The sequence below is a fragment of the Nocardioides sp. genome, from assembly GCF_964228225.1.
GTDB lineage: Bacteria > Actinomycetota > Actinomycetes > Propionibacteriales > Nocardioidaceae > Nocardioides.
Window position 1 is genome coordinate 16,614 of record NZ_CAXQZB010000032.1, and the last position, 16,339, is coordinate 32,952.

A 16,339-nucleotide genomic window follows, 5' to 3' on the forward strand; every position below is an offset into this window, starting at 1 on the left:
TCGGCGTCGAACAGGCTCACAGCTCCGACTCTCGCATGGCGCCCCGGGCCCGCCGGTACACCCCGAGCGTCGCCTCGGCGGTGGCCTCCCACGACAGCTCGCGGGCCGCGGCGGCCGCGCCGGCGGCCAGCCGCTCCCACCGGGGGCGGTCGCCCAGCACGGCGGCCAGCTGCTCGGCCCACACCGCGGGATCGTGTCCCTCCACCAGCAGGCCGGTGCGGTCGTGCTGCACCACCGTGGTGAGGCCGCCCACCGCCGCCGCGACCACCGGGGTGCCGCAGGCCTGCGCCTCGGCGGCCACCAGCCCGAAGGACTCGTTGTAGGAGGGCACCGCGACGACCGACGCCGCGGAGTACCACCGCGCCAGCTCGCGCTGGGAGACCGGGGGCACGAACCGCACGACATCGGCGAGGCCGAGCTCGCGCACGAGCGCGGCCAGCGACTCGGGACGGTCCAGACCGGAGCCGGAGGGCCCGCCGACGACCACCAGCTGCAGCCGCGCCCGCAGCTCGGGACGGCGCGCCAGGAGCACCGCGACCGCCTTGACCAGCACGTCGGGCGCCTTGAGCGGCTGGATGCGCCCGGCGAACAGCAGGATGTCGGCGTCGGCCGGCAGCCCGAGCGCCGCGCGGCTCGCGGCCCGGCCGCGGGGCGCGAAGACGTCGAGGTCGACGCCGGGGTGGATCACCTCGACCCGGGTGGGGTCGGCGTCGTAGAGGTTGATGAGCTGCTTGGCCTCGAGGTCGGTGTTGGCGATGAGCGCGTCGGCGGCGTCGACCACCTGCTGCTCCCCGATCACCCGCACCTCCGGCTCGGGGGTGTCACCCGCGGCCAGCGACTCGTTCTTGACCCGGGCCATGGTGTGCATCGAGTGCACCAGGGGCACGCCCCAACGGTCGCGGGCCAGCGCGCCGACCTGTCCGGAGAGCCAGTAGTGGCTGTGCACGGCGCTGTAGTAGCCGCGCGGCTCGGCGGCCTCGGTGCGCAGCACCTCGCGGGCGAAGGCGCACAGCTGCGCGGGCAGCTCGGCCTTGGTGAGGCCCTCGAAGGGTCCGGCGACGACGTGGCGCACGGTCACCCCGTCGACGACCTCGACCACCGGCGGGAGGCTCGAGCGGGTGGCACGGGTGAAGACGTCCACCTCGACGCCGGCCGCGGCGAGCCGCCGGGCCAGCTCGACGACGTAGACGTTCATGCCACCGGCGTCGCCGGTGCCGGGCTGGTCGAGCGGGGAGGTGTGCAGGCTGATCATGGCGACCCGCTCCGGCGTCATCCCCCGCTCCTTCCGCTCTCGGTCGATGGCTGGTGTCGATGGTGCTGGGGCACCGCGCGTCGTCGCACGGACCCCTCCGCGGGCACTCAACAGCCGCCGCACCGTCCTGATTCCCGATCCTGACGGGTGCGGCAGTGCTCTGCCGCCACCTTTCGGGGCGGGACCGACCGGTCGGATGGGCCGTCCGGGCCGGGCGGGACGGGGTGGCCCGCCCGGGTGGGACGGGCGGGGGCAGGATGGGGGGCATGAGCGACGAGCGCACCACCTCCACCGGCAGCCGCCCCCTCGCCGTCGTGACCGGCGCCAGCAGCGGCATCGGGGAGGCCACCGCCCGCCACCTGGCCGCGGCGGGGTTCCACGTGCTGTGCGCGGCCCGGCGCACCGAGCGCATCGAGGCGCTGGCGGCCGAGATCGGCGGCACCGCCGTGGCGTGCGACGTCACCGACGACGACGCGGTCGCGGCGCTCGCCGCGCTGGTGCAGGAGCGCGGCGGCGAGCTCGCGGTGCTGGTCAACAACGCCGGCGGCGCGTTCGGTCTGACGCCGGTGGCCGACGCCGACCCCGAGCAGTGGCGCGCGATGTACGACGTCAACGTGATCGGCCTGATGCGCGTCACCCGCGCCCTGCTGCCGGCGCTGATCGCCTCCGGCGCCGGCGTGATCTGCAACGTCGGCTCGACCGCCGGCCGGGTCGCCTACGAGGGCGGGGCCGGGTACACCGCCGCCAAGCACGGCACCAAGGTCGTGACCGAGACCCTGCGCCTGGAGCTGTTCGACCAGCCGGTGCGAGTGTGCGAGGTGGCGCCCGGGATGGTGCACACCGAGGAGTTCTCGCTGGTGCGCTTCGGCGGCGACCAGGCCAAGGCCGACGCCGTGTACGCCGGGGTGCCCGACCCGCTCGTGGCCGACGACGTCGCCGACGCCATCACCTGGGTCGTGACCCGCCCGCCGCACGTGAACATCGACTCCCTGGTGATCAAGCCCCGGGCGCAGGCCGCCCAGCACAAGGTGCACCGGATCTCCTGAGGGCCACCGCGGGAGCCGCGCGCCGCCGAGCACCCCGGGAGGGAGGGGGCGCGGGATGGCAGACTCACCCCCGTGCAGACCATCGGCCTGATCGGCGGGATGAGCTGGGAGTCCAGCTCCGTGTACTACGCAGCCCTCAACCGGGGCGTGCAGCAGCGGCAGGGCGGGCTGTCCTCCGCCCGCACGCTGCTGGCCTCGGTCGACTTCGCCGAGGTCACGGCGCTGCAGGAGCAGGAGCGCTGGGACGACGTCGCCACGATCCTGTCCGACGCCGCCCGGGCGGTCGAGCGCGGCGGTGCCGACTTCCTGATGCTGTGCACCACGACGTTCCACCGGGTCGCCACCCAGGTGCAGGACGCCGTCGACATCCCGCTGCTGCACCTGGGCGACGTCATCGCCGACGCCTGTGCTGCGCAGAAGGTGAGCCGGGTGGGCTTCCTCGGCACGACGTTCGCGATGTCGCGGCCCTTCTTCACCGACCACCTCGCCAGCCGCGGCCTCGCTGTGCACCTGCCGGCCCGCGAGGCGCACGCCGAGCTGAACCGGATCATCTACGAGGAGCTCGTGCGCGGGCAGGTCAAGGACGCCTCGCGGCGCTTCGTGGTCTCCCTCATCGAGCGGCTCTGGGACGACGGCGCCGGCGGCGTGGTGCTCGGCTGCACCGAGCTGGAGCTGCTCATCAAGCAGGCCGACTCCGAGCTGCCGGTCTTCCCCAGCACCACCCTGCACGTCGCGGCGGCGCTGGACCGCGCCCTGGCCTGACGCCCCCGCGGCCCCGGCGTCTCAGCGCGCCCCGGGGTCGCCCAGCGCCGCGAGCTGGAGGCGGAGCAGGGCCACGGCGTCGTCGCGGTCGACCGGGCGCCGGGCGTTGAAGAGCAGGCCCACCGCCACCGACCTCCCCCGGGAGGCGGCGGTGACCATCAGGTGCTCGGCGCCGTAGCTCGAGCGGTGGAAGCCCACGAAGCCGGCGCGCGCCGTCCCCACCGGCGGAAGCGGCAGCGGGCCGACCCGGTTCACCTCGCCGCGGACGCGGTGCCGGCCCCGGCAGCGCTCGGCGTAGGAACGCACCTCCGCCACCGCCGTTCGGGCGGCGTCGGCGCTGTCGAAGCGCAGCGCCGCCACGTGGGGGACGTCGAGGCCGTGGCCGTACGGTTCGTCGGCCAGCCGAGCGGTCAGGTAGTCGGCGGTGCGTCCGGCGGGCGCCACGAGCAGCGCCTCGGTCGTGACGCAGTCGGCGCCGGTCGCGAACACGCGCCGGTAGCCGCTCACCCGCTCCTGTCCGCCCTCGTAGACCGGGTAGAGCCGGGCGACGGCGTCGACGCCCGGCAGGCCGAGGCCGGCCGTCGACGCGGTCCCTGCTGCCGGTGGCGCCGCGCCGACGACCAGGGAGAGCAGGACGAGGAGCAACAGGCGAGGGAGCACGGCGGTTCCTGACGATCGGGGAGGACCGCAGGCTATCGACGCCGGAATCATCGAGACCATGGCGCCACGGGCCCCGGGATCACTAGGGTCGCTCGCCATGACAGCCCCCGCGGCGGCTCGCACCCGTCGTCTCCCCCGGATCCTGCCCCTCCTGGCCTCGCTCACGGTGCTGGCCACGCTCACCGCCCTGCTCGGGCCCTGCGGCGCCGGCCCGTCGCAGGCGGCTCCGACTCGGCCCAGCGCCACGCTGCGCGCCTCCACCACGGCCCCCCTCTACGGCGCGACGACGACGCTGGCGGTGGCGGTGCGCAAGGGTGCGCCCCGTCAGCCCGTTGCGCTGCAGGTGCGCAGCGGATCGTCGTGGAAGGTCGTGCAGCGCGCCCGACTGCCCCGCGCCGGCGCGGTCAAGCGCGTCACGTTCCGGCTGAGCGCCACCTGGGCGGGCACGCGCACCTACCGCGCCGTGCTCACCCGTACCCGTGCCGCAGGGAGCACCACGACCTCGGCGGTCGACGTCACCGTGCGTCCCCGCACGTGGCCGGTCTCGACGCTCCCGAGCGGACTCACCGACGGCGTCGCCACGCTGGGGGACGTGTCGGGCGACGGCCGGTTCGTGGTGTTCTCCACCTCGGCGTCGGACCTGTCCCCCCAGGACCCCGGCCCGGGGCTGGACGTCTACCTCTGGGACCGCGCCGACGGCTCGTTCACGGTGGTCTCGCACCCCAACGGCTCGCCGACCGCGAGCGACAGCAACAGCCGCACGCCCCGGATCTCCGACGACGGCCGGTTCGTGGTGTTCGCGAGCACCGCCGGCCTGGACGGGGTCGACGGCGACGGGGCCTACGACGTGTACCGCTGGAGCCGCGCCACCGACACCCACGAGCTCGTCTCGGTGGGCAGCGGCGGGGCGCAGAGCAACGGCAGCGCGATCAATCCCGACATCTCCGCCGACGGTCAGCGGGTCGTGTTCGAGTCCACCGCCACGAACATCGCCGGCGGCACGTCGAGCGCCGACGTGTTCCTGTGGGAGCAGGGCGCCGGGACGCCGACGCTGCTGAGCCGCGGCCCCGCCGACGTCGCCGGGAACGGCGCCTCGACCGAGCCCAGCATCTCCGCCGACGGCCGGCACGTGGCCTTCCAGACCGAGGCGTCCAACCTGGCCCAGACCCAGTACCCGGCCGATGCGAACGGCAGCAGCGACATCGTGCTGTGGGACCAGGACCTCGGGCCCGGCACCGGCCTGTTCCGGGTGTCCACCACCCCGGGCGGACTGCAGGCGGCCGGCGGCTCGCGCCGGGCGCAGATCTCCGGCGACGGCACGTTCGTCGCGTTCGAGTCCGACGCCACCACCATCAACCCCGACGACACGGCGGCCTCCACCGACATCTTCCGCTGGAATCGTGACGACCTGAGCGTCATCGAGTTGGTATCGGAGCCGCTGGACCCGCTGTACGCCGGCGGCTTCGTCACGACGCCCGCGATCGACGGCAGCGGCACCCGGATCGGCTTCGTCGGCGACTTCGACGCGCTGCGCCGCAACACGATCACCTCCGCCCGCGACGTGATCCTGTGGCGCAGTGCCGGCGCGGTGATGACGCGGGAGTCGGTGAGCACGGCGGGCGCCGCGGGCACGCCCTCCGGCAGCACCGGCGTCCGACTCAGCGACGACGGTCACTGGATCGTGTTCACCACGCAGGCCACGAACCTCGGGGCGCAGGGTCCGGCCGGCGAGAGCCAGGTGTTCCTCCGGGGCCCCCTGCCGTGAGCAGGACGTGAGGGAGGCGACGTCGGGTGCGGGACGCGCGGATGCGGCTCCGACCCGGCGTCGCCCCTAAACTCGACGGCGTCCCGCGCGGGTGGACCGCATGTCGTCCGGTAGCCGCGCACTCGCTTCGTGAAAGTTGAACACCGCCGCCATGTCCAGCATCCGCACCGACCTGCGCAACGTGGCCATCGTGGCCCACGTCGACCACGGCAAGACCACCCTCGTCGACGCGATGCTCCACCAGGCCGGGGCGTTCAGCGCCCACCAGGCCGAGGGCGTGGCCGAGCGGGTCATGGACTCCGGTGACCTCGAGCGCGAGAAGGGCATCACGATCCTCGCGAAGAACACCGCGATCCGCTACACCGGCGCCCACGCCCCCGAGGGCGGCATGACCATCAACATCATCGACACCCCCGGCCACGCCGACTTCGGTGGCGAGGTCGAGCGCGGCCTGTCGATGGTGGACGGCATCGTGCTGCTGGTGGACGCCTCGGAGGGCCCGCTGCCGCAGACCCGCTTCGTGCTGCGCAAGGCGCTCAACGCCGACATGCCGGTGATCCTGGTGGTCAACAAGACCGACCGTGGCGACGCGCGGATCGACGAGGTCGTGGACGAGACCTACGAGCTGTTCATGGACCTGCTCGACGACAGCCACAGCCAGGACGCCCTCGACTTCCCGGTGGTCTTCGCCTCCGGCAAGGCCGGCATCGCCTCGCTCACCAAGCCGGAGAACGGCACGCTGCCCGAGGGCGACAACCTCGAGCCGCTGTTCAAGACGATCCTCGACACCATCCCCGCCCCCACCTACGACGACGGCGCCCCGCTGCAGGCCCACGTCACCAACCTCGACGCCTCGCCGTTCCTCGGCCGGCTGGCGCTGCTGCGCATCAAGCAGGGCACGCTGAAGAAGGGCCAGCAGGTGGCCTGGATGCAGCGCGACGGCGGCGTCAAGAACGTCAAGATCACCGAGCTGCTCATCACCGAGGGCCTGGAGCGCAAGCCGGGCGAGTCGGCCGGCCCCGGCGACATCGTGGCGGTGGCCGGCATCCCCGACATCACCATCGGTGAGACCCTCGCCGACCCCGAGAACCCGATCGCGCTGCCGCTGATCCACGTCGACGAGCCGGCGATCTCGATGACCATCGGCACCAACACCTCGCCCCTGGTGGGCAAGGGCGGCAAGGGCCACAAGGTCACCGCCCGCCTGGTCAAGGACCGGCTCGACTCCGAGCTGATCGGCAACGTGTCGCTGCGCGTGCTGCCCACCGAGCGCCCCGACGCCTGGGAGGTGCAGGGCCGTGGCGAGCTGGCGCTGGCGATCCTGGTCGAGCAGATGCGCCGCGAGGGCTACGAGCTGACCGTCGGCAAGCCCCAGGTGGTCACCAAGGAGATCGACGGCAAGCTGCACGAGCCGTTCGAGCGCCTCACGATCGACGCCCCCGAGGAGTTCCTCGGCACGATCACCGAGCTGCTGGCCAACCGCAAGGGCCGCATGGAGGGCATGACCAACCACGGCACCGGCTGGGTGCGCATGGAGTTCATCGTCCCGGCGCGCGGCCTGATCGGCTTCCGCACCGACTTCCTCACCGAGACCCGCGGCACCGGCATCGCCCACCACATCTCCGAGGGCTACTTCCCGTGGGCCGGCGAGATCCGCTCGCGCGCCTCCGGCTCGCTGGTGGCCGACCGCGCCGGCGCGGCGACGGCGTACGCGATGACGTCGCTGCAGGAGCGCGGCGTGCTGTTCGTCGACCCGGCCACCGAGGTCTACGAGGGCATGATCGTGGGCGAGAACTCCCGCGCCGACGACATGGACGTCAACATCACCAAGGAGAAGCAGCAGACCAACATCCGGTCCGCCACCTCCGACAACTTCGAGAAGCTCATCCCGCCGAAGAAGCTGTCCCTCGAGCAGTGCCTGGAGTTCTGCCGCGAGGACGAGTGCGTGGAGATCACCCCCGAGACCGTCCGCATCCGCAAGGTCGAGCTCGACGCCAACGTCCGGGCGAAGGCGGCAAGTCGAGCGCGTAAGGCGAGCAAGTAGTTCCGGAGCGAGGAACGAGCGGAGCGACCTGCTTGCTCGTCTTCTGCGAGGCGAGTTGCCGCCCGAGCGGAGCGAGGGCCGGCGGCAAGTCGAGCGCGTCAGGCGAGCACGTAGGTCCCGGGTCGCCGTCGTACCAACCGGAATCGCGGTTTTCCGGCTGATTTTCAGCAGGATCGGTTGGTACGACGCCCCCGGCGGGCGGGACCCGCGCCGTCGTCTAGGTTGCCCCCATGGCTTCGACACGCTCCGCCGAGACCCTCGCCCAGCAGCTGCTGGACGCCCAGGTGGCCCACCATCTCGCCCGCCTGACCGGTGAGGACGCCGCGGCCGAGGTGGCGGCGGTGGTCGAGGAGCTGCTGAGCGCGGCCGAGCGGCATCCGATCGCGGAGGTCGTGGACGCCGAGGCGCTGCACGACGTCGTGGGGCGGGTGCTGCGCGAGGTGCCGCCGAGCGCGGCGGTGAGCGGGCTCGTGGAGATGGCCACCGAGCTGCTGCTCGACGGTCCGGCGACGCCGCACCTGCTCGGCGACCTGGCCGACCGGGATCAGGTGGAGCGCCTGATCGATGCGCTTCTGGAGCTGCACCCGCTGCTGGAGCAGCGGCTGGACCGGCTCGCGGCCGCACCGTCGGTGGGCGTGGTGGCCTCGCGGTTCATGGGACGGATCGTGGGCGAGGTGGTGGAGGCCAACAAGGCCGTGGCCGGCAAGGTGCCCGGGCTCGGCTCGCTGGTCAATCTCGGCACCGGCGCCGCGACCCGGCTGGTCGGGGCCGCGGACAAACAGCTCGACGGCCTGCTGGGCGACACCCTCGGCAAGGGCGGCGGCCTGGCGGTGCGCCGACTCAACCGGATCCTGCTGGAGACGTTGCGCGACCCCGCCACCCGGGAGGCCCTGCTGCAGGTCTGGGACCTCGCGGCCGCCGGGCGCGTCGACGGCATCCAGGACCCCGAGGCCCGCACGCGGATCTCCGGCGTCGTGGACGCCGCGCACGCGGTGGTGCTCACCGCGACGGCGAGCGAGCAGGCGACGGCCCTGGGGCACGCCGTCGTCGACGCCTTCCTCGACCGCTTCGGCGGCTACACGGCGGCCGAGCTGCTCGAGCAGCTGGACCTGCGTCGGGAGGACCTCGTGGCCGACGCCGTGCGGCTGGCGCCGCCGGTGCTGGCGGCGCTGCACGACTCGGGCGACCTGGACCGGATCCTGCGGGCCCGGCTGGCGCCGTTCTACGCCTCCCCCGAGGTCGCGGCGCTGCTCGCCGACGGCTGAGCGCGCCGGCGCGGCCCTCCGGGGGCCGCCGCAGCGGCGACCCCCGGGGACCGGAGCGATCAGCGCGGCACGAAGCAGGCCACGGTGAAGCGGCGCGGGTCGTCGAGGTCGGTGCTCCAGATCCAGATCCAGTCCTGCGCACGACGCACCTTCGCGCGGCAGTGCTCGACCGCACGCTCGTCGCGCACGCGGGCGGGGCCCTGCAGGCTCACCGGGGAGCCGAGCATCACGTGGGAGTGCCGACGGGCGCAGTGGGTGCGGGCGATGGCACCGCCGAGGCGGTCGATGCAGAGCCGGCGGTCCCGCGGGAGCCGCCCGGACACCGTGCCCACGGTGCCCCGGGTCTCCTCCAGGCCCTGGGAGGGCGCCCCGCCGTCCCCGCGCGACTGCAGGCCGCCCGCGACACCGATCATGCACGCGACCCAGCGGGCGCCCTCGGCCTGCTGCTCGCGCGTGGGGACGAAGAGCCACCCCGGCTCGTACGCCGACCGGCGGAACGCGACGCCACCGTCGCCGAGCAGGTCGGAGGCGAGGGGGTTGCAGGTGCGGGCGGCGTAGTCGTAGAAGGCCTTGCCCTTCAGCCCGATGCGGGCGGGCACCTCGACGACGGCGAAGATCTGGAGCCGGTGCTCCTCGGCGCAGTCGACGGTCGGCGCGGTCGTGGAGCGGGCGTCGGCCTCGGCCTGGGTGATCTGGTAGCAGCGACCCACCTCGGGCGCGCCGAGCAGCGGGGCGGCGGCCGCGGACGCGGGCGCGACCGGTCCGCTCAGTCCGGCGCCGAGCAGGGAGATCAGCGTCGCGGCACCGGCGACGGCCCGAGGGAGACGGCGGCGGGAGGGGGAGGTGTGCATGGGCGTGTCCTTCTGGTCGTTCAGATGGTCGGGAGGCGCGCGTCCGCGACCGGGATCGGTGGGCGCTCGCCGAGTCTGGGGTCCGGTGGGCTGCACGTCACGGACCCCGAACAAGCCCGAACAGGACCGGACGGGCGCCGGCCCGGCCTGGATCGGTGAGGGCGGGTCGGGCTCAGAGCGCGCCGGTGCGGGAGGCGCGGGTCTCGTCGCTGAGCAGGGCACTGCCCCGGCGGGCCTTCAGCACCGCCCCGAAGCTGGCGCGCAGCCGCACGTCGGCGGTGAGGCGCACGCAGTCGGCGGCGATCTTGACCACGAGCAGCCGTCCGCGCACGCTGCCGGTGGGCCGGCACGGCGGCACCGGGGCGGCGGTGCCCTGCCAGCCGACGTCGACCGCCACGTCGTCGTCGATGGTCGCGGTGACGATCGTGCCGTCGCAGGGCTCGCCGGACCCGCTGCTGCCGGGCGTGCACACGAACCACGTGCCGCCGGCGGCGTTGCTGCCCCGCTCGGGCTCGAGCGCGGAGATCGGGGCGTCCATCACCAGGGTGAACACGGCGCGCTCGCCGGAGATCACCGCCGTGGCCCCGCGGATGTCGGCGCTGCGCGCGAGGGCGCGGTACTTCGCCGTGTCGGGGGCGGCGAACTCGCCGTCGCCGCGGCGGTCGTCGACGTCGAGACCGCCCGCGGCGTGCGCGGCGACGGGCACGAGCAGCAGCAGGAGCGGGGCGAGCAGGCGGGCACGTCGCAGCACGGTGGCCTCCGGGGTCGGGGAGCGGGGAGTGGCGGCAGCCTAGACCCCCGTCCTCGCGATCGCGCGGTCCCGCGGGGCCGGAGCCGCTCCGCGTGGCGGGGTCGGCGTCCGCATGATTGGATCCAGCTGAACTCGATCCGACTCTCGGTCCCCCCGCCCACCGCGATCAGAGGAACCACCCATGCGCCTGCCGCTCCCGACCCGCCGCCTGCTCGGCCTCCTGCTGCTGCCGGCCCTCGTCCTGGGACTGCTCGCCCTCGCCCCCGCGCGGGGCGACGCCGAGGACCGCCGCGGGGTGCGCCCGGCGAAGGGCTACTACGGCTGGGTGAGCGAGGGCGAGGACGACGGCCGCGAGTTCGTGAACCTCCAGGTGCGCGGACGGCGCACCGCCGACGTCGACTCGCTCGGAGCCCTGTGCGACGACCGCGTGCCGGTGTTCACGATCCTGGGCGGGCCGGAGCGCGAGACCCGGGTGCGCGGCAACCTGCTGCGCAAGCGGGTCGAGGTGGCCCAGGAGGGCGAGGTCGCCGTGATCAGCCTGCGGGTGCGCTGGGTGCGGCCGGCGCTGGCCCGCGGATGGATCCGCGTGACGGGCCGCATCGCCGGCGCCGACTGCCGGGGCGGCAAGACCCGCGTCGAGCTGACCCGCGTGACCGGCGCCGACGCCGGCTGACGCATCGGCGGGGACCGACGGGACTGGGGCACTGAACGCGAAGGCTGCGACGAGCACCTCCGGAAGCGACGTCGGCCCCAGCGCAACCTCCCCTCCCCGACCGAGACGGGGAGGGGCGGCGCGCTGGGCCCGGCCGCGTCAGCGGCCCAGACCGGCGATGTCGATGCGGCGGTGGTAGTGCATCCCGGCGAGTCCGCCGAGCACCGAGCCCGCCAGCGAGGCGATCACGACGCCCACGACCGCGACGCCGGCCTGCAGGGTGAGCTCACCGAGGTCGCTCGGCAGCTGCGGGTAGCCGTCGATCTGGTCCAGCACGTTGAACTTCGCACCGGCCAGGGCGCCGAGCACCGCGAGGACGACGGTCATCGCGACGGTCCAGCCGAACACGCCCAGGCCCTGCAGGGCGCCGTCGAAGCGGGCCATCCGGCCCGCGACGTAGCCGCCGGCGAGGAAGGAGACCGCCACGACCGCGACGACGAGCACGACGCCGTCCCAGCCGATCTCACCGCTGTCGGAGCCGTCGGCGACGAGGTTGATCGTCACGCCGGTGGCCACCACGAAGGTGGAGAGCAGCACGGTGAGGCCGACGGCGCTGAGCCAGCCGAAGAACGCGGCACCGGGCTTGAGCCCGCCGAAGCGCTGCTTCTGGCGCTCGACGACGGCGCGCCGGTCGGTGGCGGCGGTGGGGTGGCCGGCGTGGTCGGTGTGGTCGGGGGTGGTGTGGTCGGTGTGCATGGACATGGGGACCTCCTGGTGGTGGATGGAGTGGGGACGGACGGTGCCGACGGTCAGCGCGCGACGACGTCGTCGCGGTGGAGCAGCAGCCCGGCGAGCAGGCCTGCGAGGGCGGCGCCGGCGAGCGGGGCGAGCAGGAACAGCCAGACCTGGCCGAGCGCGTCGCCACCGGTGACGAGGGCCGGGGCGAGGGACCGCGCGGGGTTGACCGAGGTGTTGTCGACCGGGATCGAGACGAGGTGGATCAACGTGAGCGCCAGCCCGATCGCGACGGGGGCGAGCCCGCGCGGCGCCCGGTCGTCGGTCACGCCGAGGATCACGAGCACGAACACGGCGGTGAGCACGATCTCGGCGAGGGCCACTGCGGCGAGGACGTAGCCGTCGGGAGAACCGGCACCCCAGCCGTTGGTGGCGAAGCCGTCGGCCGCCGAGAACCCGGGGCGGCCGGAGGCGATCGCGAGCAACGTCAGGGCACCGACGGTCGCGCCCACCAGCTGGGCCACGACGTAGCCCGGCACCTCGCGCCACGGGACGCGGCGGGCCACGGCCAGGCCGAGGGTGACGGCGGGGTTGAAGTGCCCGCCGGACAGGTGGCCGAGCGCGGCGGCCGCGGTGAGCACGCTGAGCCCGAAGGCCAGCGCGATCCCGAACGGGCCGATCTCGTCACCGGCCACCACGGCCGCGCCGCAGCCGGCGAGCACGAGCCAGCCGGTGCCGACGGCCTCGGCGGCCCAGGCGGTCCGGTGGGTGGTCCAGGTGGCGGTCTTGTCGGTGGTGCGGGTGGCGGTGGTCATCGCGTCCCCCTCCTGACGGCGGGCCCTCAGGCCCGCTCGTCGCCGCGCTGGCGGACCTTCTTCTTGGCCGCCGGGACGCCGACGATCGCCAGCAGCTTCCAGACGATCCAGCCCAGCACGGCGAACAGGTTGCGCTTCTGGTGAGCCATGGGAACTCCTCCTCGAGTCAGGCTTACGTTGTAAACTTACGACGTAAGCAAGAATGGCCCGAGGTGCTCGATCCCAAACCGGACGAGGATGAGTCCCGCGTCACACCGGCGTTCGGCTCACCGCCGGGCCGGGCACGCGTGGAAAGACGCCCCCGGCCGACACCGGGCGGCAGGGACCGGACAGAGAGGAGACGACATGGCGCCCAGCACCCGTCGATCGACACGGGGCCGGCTCGACCGGGCGACCGTCATCGCCGCCGCCCTGGAGCACCTCGAGGACAGCGGCCTCGGGACGCTGACCATGCGCGAGCTCGGCAAGCGGCTGCGCGTCGAGGCGATGTCGCTGTACCGCCACATCCCCGGCAAGGACGACCTGCTCGACGCGATCGTCGACCATCTGATCGACGAGATGCACGACGACCCCGAGGTGCCCACCGAGCCCACCGAGGGCTGGGAGGACTTCCTGCGCCGCCTGGCCCACGGCGTGCGCCGCGTGGCACTGGCCCACCCCAAGGCGTTCCCGCTGGTGGCCTCACGCCCGCCCGAGGCGCCGTGGCTGCGGCCGCCGCTGCGCAGCCTGGCCTGGGTGGAGACCTTCCTCGCCGGCCTGCGGGCCGAGGGGTTCAGCGACCGCGCCGCCGTGGACTCCTACCGCGCCTTCACCGGCTTCCTGCTCGGCAACCTGCTCCTGGAGGTGTCGGCACGCGGCGCCGACATCGGCCCGCTCGACCTGATGGACGGCGAGGACCCCGATCCGGCCGACGACCCCGGCCTGGCCGAGCTGCGCCACGAGCACCCCACCGTCGCCTCGCTGCGCGGCCTGCTGCGCGAGGACCGCTCGGGCGAGGAGTTCAACCTCGCCCTGGAGCAGCTGCTGGCGCGGATCGAGGAGATCCGCACCGCCTCCTAGCGGGTCGGGGCCCTCTCGTCGTCACCAGAGGAATGCACCGGTTTCCGACCGAAACCGGTGCATTCCTCTGGTGACGACGGCGATCTACCGGCCACCGAGGGTGCGCAGGTCCAGCCCCATGGGGGAGTCGAGCGGGAGGTCGCCACTGGCCGCCACCCGACCCGCGAGCGGGTGGAGCAGGGTCCGCAGCTCGGCCAGCTCGGCCGGCGTCAGCACCGCGAAGGGCGGGTCGGCGGCGAGGTCGGTGGCCTGCTCGATCGCGGCCTTCGCCGCTCGACCCTCGGCGGTGAGTCGTCCCTCGCGCACCCATCCCCGCTCGCCCAGTGAGCGCAGATGGTCCTGCCACTCCGCGTCGTCGAAATCGCGCGCCGTGCGATAGACCTCCGCCGGGGTGTCCGTGGCGAGGGCGTGCAGCACGTGCGACTCCCGACCGCCGACGCCGGCGGCGACGAGGGCCGCCACGTGGCCGTCGCCGCGGTGCTCGCGCAGCAGGGTGGCCAGCTGCCACAGGCGGACCAGCGGATCCGGGGCCGCCTGCACCGCGCGGTTGGCGGCGAACAGCGGCCGGCCCGCCACCGGGGCCGCGGCCACCACCTGCTCGAGCAGCCCGACCGCCACCTCGAGCACGGGCGCACGGTCGGCGAGGTGGGCCTCACCGAGGACGCGGCGCAGTGCGGCGGCCGAGCCCTGCTCGCGCGCGGCGAGGGCGGCCGCGGGCGGAGCGAAGTCCCACGCCGCCGGGAGCGCACGGGCCACCCGCGCGGGCGCGAAGTTGGCGAACACCGCCTCCACGACGTCGGGCCCGACCGCGCCGAGGGGCGCGGCGCGCCCGGCGAAGTAGCCCATCCAGAACCCGCGGTACCCCGCGGCCCGCAGGGCGTCCAGCGGCTCGGGGCTGAAGTAGGTGACGGCATGGAGCGGTTCGAGCAGTCGCCAGAGGGCACGGCTCGGCGAGGAGTCCATGGAGGGAAGCCTGACACCGCCCTGCCCGCCGCACCAGCCCGCCGTCGTCCGACCTTGACCCAATTCTGTACTGTCGTGATTGTCTTTGTCGTTATTTCCGGAAGGGATCCACCGTGACCATCAAGCCCCGCGAGACCGTCGTCCCGTTCGTCGTCGAGGCCGAGGGCACCGGCGTCGCCCAGCAGCTGCGCGTGCCCGACTCGCCCCACCGCTTCGCCACCGACGCCTACCCCGCCTTCGGCGGCCAGGACGCCGCCCCGAGCCCGCTCTTCTACGCCCTCGGCGCCCTCAGCTCGTGCAACCAGGTGACGGCCCAGCTCGTGGCCAAGGACCTCGGCCTCACCCTGGACTCCTTCGAGTTCCGGGTGCAGGGCGACCTCGACACCGCCGTCCTGGTGGGCGGCGCCGAGGGCAACGCCAACTTCGACCGCGTCGAGGTGACCGCCCGCGTCGTCACCGACGCCACCCCCGAGCAGTTCGCCCGCCTGGAGTCCGAGACCGACCGTCGCTGCCCGGTCTCCCAGTTGTTCCGCCGCAGCGGCCTGCAGTTCGTCAGCACCTGGACCCAGGTGCAGCCGGCCCGCGCCTGAGGCGCCGACGCAGCGGATCTCAGCGGTCGGTCCGCGCCTCAGCAGGAGCCCGGCGCGGACCGACCGGCGGGCGCTACCGTCGGAGGGTGTCCGCGGCCACCGATCCCTCTGCCGACGCCGAGCGCGCCCGGCGTCGGGCGCGAGCCGCGCGCAGCATGCGCCTGGACGCGGTGTCGGTGGAGGTGGTGCGCGCCCTGCAGGAGGCCGGGATCGACGTCGTGCTGCTCAAGGGCGTCTCGCTGGCGCGCTGGCTCTACCCCGAGGGCGGCCGGTTCTGGACCGACGTCGACCTGTGGGCCGACCCGGACCGGCGCACAGAGTCCGACGTCGTGCTCCGGGAGCTCGGCTTCGTCCCCACCCCACCCCTGCCCGACGACTACGAGACGACGTACCGCCGCGGCGACGTCGTCATCGACCTGCACCACTCGCTGCCACGGGTGCCGATCCCGGCCGCGCAGGCCTGGCGGGCGATCGCGCCCCACCGCACCACGATGCCCCTGCTCGACCTGGACCTGCCGGTGCTCGACGAGGTGGGCCTGACCTACCACGCCGCCCACCACGCCGCGCAGCACGGCCGCACGGGCGGCAGCCCCCGCCCCCACGATGCGGCGCCGAACGAGAACGCGGGGCACGTCCAGGAGGACCTGCGGCGGGCGCTGGCGATCGCCACCCCGGCGCAGTGGCAGGGGGCGGCCGCGCTGGCGACCCGCCTGGGCACCGCGCCCCTGCTGGCCGCCGTGCTCGACCTCACCCCCGAGGGTCGCGCCCTCGCCACCGGGCTCGCCCTGCCCGCACCCGACGCCGCCTCCCGGTTGAGCGCCACGGCGGCCGACCGCGACGACCACCGCGCCCACGCCCTGGCCTGGGCGCTGCAGGCCGGACGCCGCCGCGAACGCGCCGGGCGCCTGGTCCGGCTGCTGCTCCCCACGCCCGCCTGGATGCGGGAGGTGCACCTGGGCCGCGACGTCGGGACACCCGCCCTGCTCGTGGCCTACCTGCGCCGCCTGGGCGGGATCGCCGCCCGGACCCCCACCGTGCTGCGCCGCTGGTGGCGGGCGCGCGGCTGACACCCCCAGGGTCCTTGTCGGCGTCGCCGCCGTCGTGCGACCATCACCTGACATTTATCTGG

17 protein-coding genes are annotated in these 16,339 nt (G+C 74.3%); 9 read left to right on the plus strand and 8 right to left on the minus strand.

The window, feature by feature from the left end; genetic code table 11:
- Window positions 1–16: 16 nt before the first annotated feature.
- Window positions 17–1,273: a D-inositol-3-phosphate glycosyltransferase gene (mshA, locus tag ACERUJ_RS07570; protein WP_370247887.1), complete on the minus strand. Its 1,257-nt coding sequence runs from the start codon at window positions 1,271–1,273 to the stop codon at window positions 17–19.
- A 245-nt stretch (window positions 1,274–1,518) separates the two neighbouring features.
- Here mshA and ACERUJ_RS07575 point away from each other — a divergent pair, with 245 nt between their 5' ends.
- A complete protein-coding gene (locus ACERUJ_RS07575; protein WP_370247888.1) occupies window positions 1,519–2,298 on the plus strand; it encodes an SDR family NAD(P)-dependent oxidoreductase in 780 nt (259 codons plus the stop codon).
- 72 nt (window positions 2,299–2,370) lie between these two features.
- Entirely contained in the window at window positions 2,371–3,060 is a 690-nt protein-coding gene (locus tag ACERUJ_RS07580; protein WP_370247889.1) for an aspartate/glutamate racemase family protein, read from the plus strand.
- A gap of 21 nt (window positions 3,061–3,081) precedes the next feature.
- Here ACERUJ_RS07580 and ACERUJ_RS07585 read toward each other — a convergent pair whose 3' ends face one another.
- Window positions 3,082–3,720 carry a hypothetical protein gene (locus ACERUJ_RS07585; RefSeq protein WP_370247890.1) on the minus strand — a complete coding sequence of 213 codons (639 nt, stop codon included), beginning with the start codon at window positions 3,718–3,720 and terminating at the stop codon, window positions 3,082–3,084.
- Window positions 3,721–3,817: 97 nt separating this feature from the next.
- Here ACERUJ_RS07585 and ACERUJ_RS07590 point away from each other — a divergent pair, with 97 nt between their 5' ends.
- The 3 genes from ACERUJ_RS07590 to ACERUJ_RS07600 all read left to right on the plus strand — a co-directional run bounded on the left by ACERUJ_RS07590 (window position 3,818) and on the right by ACERUJ_RS07600 (window position 8,794).
- Window positions 3,818–5,485 (plus strand): hypothetical protein, encoded by a 1,668-nt coding sequence (locus ACERUJ_RS07590; protein WP_370247891.1) that lies wholly within the window; start codon window positions 3,818–3,820, stop codon window positions 5,483–5,485.
- A gap of 151 nt (window positions 5,486–5,636) precedes the next feature.
- Window positions 5,637–7,529, plus strand: a complete 1,893-nt coding sequence (gene typA / locus ACERUJ_RS07595; RefSeq protein WP_370247892.1) for a translational GTPase TypA — start codon at window positions 5,637–5,639, stop codon at window positions 7,527–7,529.
- Between the two features lie 230 nt (window positions 7,530–7,759).
- The gene (locus ACERUJ_RS07600) at window positions 7,760–8,794 is read left to right on the plus strand and encodes a hypothetical protein (RefSeq protein ID WP_370247893.1); all 1,035 of its coding nucleotides are present in this window, start codon (window positions 7,760–7,762) and stop codon (window positions 8,792–8,794) included.
- A 59-nt stretch (window positions 8,795–8,853) separates the two neighbouring features.
- On the opposite strand, the gene ACERUJ_RS07605 is transcribed toward ACERUJ_RS07600, so the two are convergent.
- Window positions 8,854–9,645, minus strand: coding sequence for a septum formation family protein (locus tag ACERUJ_RS07605; RefSeq protein WP_370247894.1), 792 nt, complete (start codon window positions 9,643–9,645; stop codon window positions 8,854–8,856).
- A gap of 172 nt (window positions 9,646–9,817) precedes the next feature.
- Window positions 9,818–10,396 carry a hypothetical protein gene (locus ACERUJ_RS07610; protein WP_370247895.1) on the minus strand — a complete coding sequence of 193 codons (579 nt, stop codon included), beginning with the start codon at window positions 10,394–10,396 and terminating at the stop codon, window positions 9,818–9,820.
- Between the two features lie 181 nt (window positions 10,397–10,577).
- Here ACERUJ_RS07610 and ACERUJ_RS07615 point away from each other — a divergent pair, with 181 nt between their 5' ends.
- Window positions 10,578–11,069, plus strand: a complete 492-nt coding sequence (locus ACERUJ_RS07615) for a hypothetical protein (protein WP_370247896.1) — start codon at window positions 10,578–10,580, stop codon at window positions 11,067–11,069.
- A 138-nt stretch (window positions 11,070–11,207) separates the two neighbouring features.
- Here the strand turns inward: ACERUJ_RS07615 and ACERUJ_RS07620 are convergent, their stop codons facing one another.
- Genes ACERUJ_RS07620 through ACERUJ_RS07630 form a run of 3 tightly spaced genes read right to left on the minus strand, consistent with a single transcriptional unit; the run spans window position 11,208 to window position 12,747 of the window.
- Complete coding sequence (locus ACERUJ_RS07620) at window positions 11,208–11,810, minus strand: hypothetical protein (RefSeq protein WP_370247897.1); 603 nt, start codon at window positions 11,808–11,810, stop codon at window positions 11,208–11,210.
- 47 nt (window positions 11,811–11,857) lie between these two features.
- Window positions 11,858–12,598 carry an aquaporin Z gene (aqpZ, locus tag ACERUJ_RS07625; RefSeq protein WP_370247898.1) on the minus strand — a complete coding sequence of 247 codons (741 nt, stop codon included), beginning with the start codon at window positions 12,596–12,598 and terminating at the stop codon, window positions 11,858–11,860.
- Between the two features lie 26 nt (window positions 12,599–12,624).
- A complete protein-coding gene (locus ACERUJ_RS07630) occupies window positions 12,625–12,747 on the minus strand; it encodes a hypothetical protein (protein WP_370247899.1) in 123 nt (40 codons plus the stop codon).
- 196 nt (window positions 12,748–12,943) lie between these two features.
- Between ACERUJ_RS07630 and ACERUJ_RS07635 the strand changes: the two genes are divergently transcribed.
- Window positions 12,944–13,657: a TetR/AcrR family transcriptional regulator C-terminal domain-containing protein gene (locus ACERUJ_RS07635; RefSeq protein WP_370247900.1), complete on the plus strand. Its 714-nt coding sequence runs from the start codon at window positions 12,944–12,946 to the stop codon at window positions 13,655–13,657.
- Between the two features lie 84 nt (window positions 13,658–13,741).
- Here ACERUJ_RS07635 and ACERUJ_RS07640 read toward each other — a convergent pair whose 3' ends face one another.
- Window positions 13,742–14,620: a hypothetical protein gene (locus ACERUJ_RS07640; protein ID WP_370247901.1), complete on the minus strand. Its 879-nt coding sequence runs from the start codon at window positions 14,618–14,620 to the stop codon at window positions 13,742–13,744.
- 113 nt (window positions 14,621–14,733) lie between these two features.
- On the opposite strand from ACERUJ_RS07640, the gene ACERUJ_RS07645 reads away from it, so the two are divergent.
- Window positions 14,734–15,210, plus strand: coding sequence for an OsmC family protein (locus tag ACERUJ_RS07645; RefSeq protein WP_370247902.1), 477 nt, complete (start codon window positions 14,734–14,736; stop codon window positions 15,208–15,210).
- An 86-nt stretch (window positions 15,211–15,296) separates the two neighbouring features.
- Complete coding sequence (locus ACERUJ_RS07650; protein ID WP_370247903.1) at window positions 15,297–16,277, plus strand: nucleotidyltransferase family protein; 981 nt, start codon at window positions 15,297–15,299, stop codon at window positions 16,275–16,277.
- The last annotated feature ends 62 nt before the right edge of the window (window positions 16,278–16,339 follow it).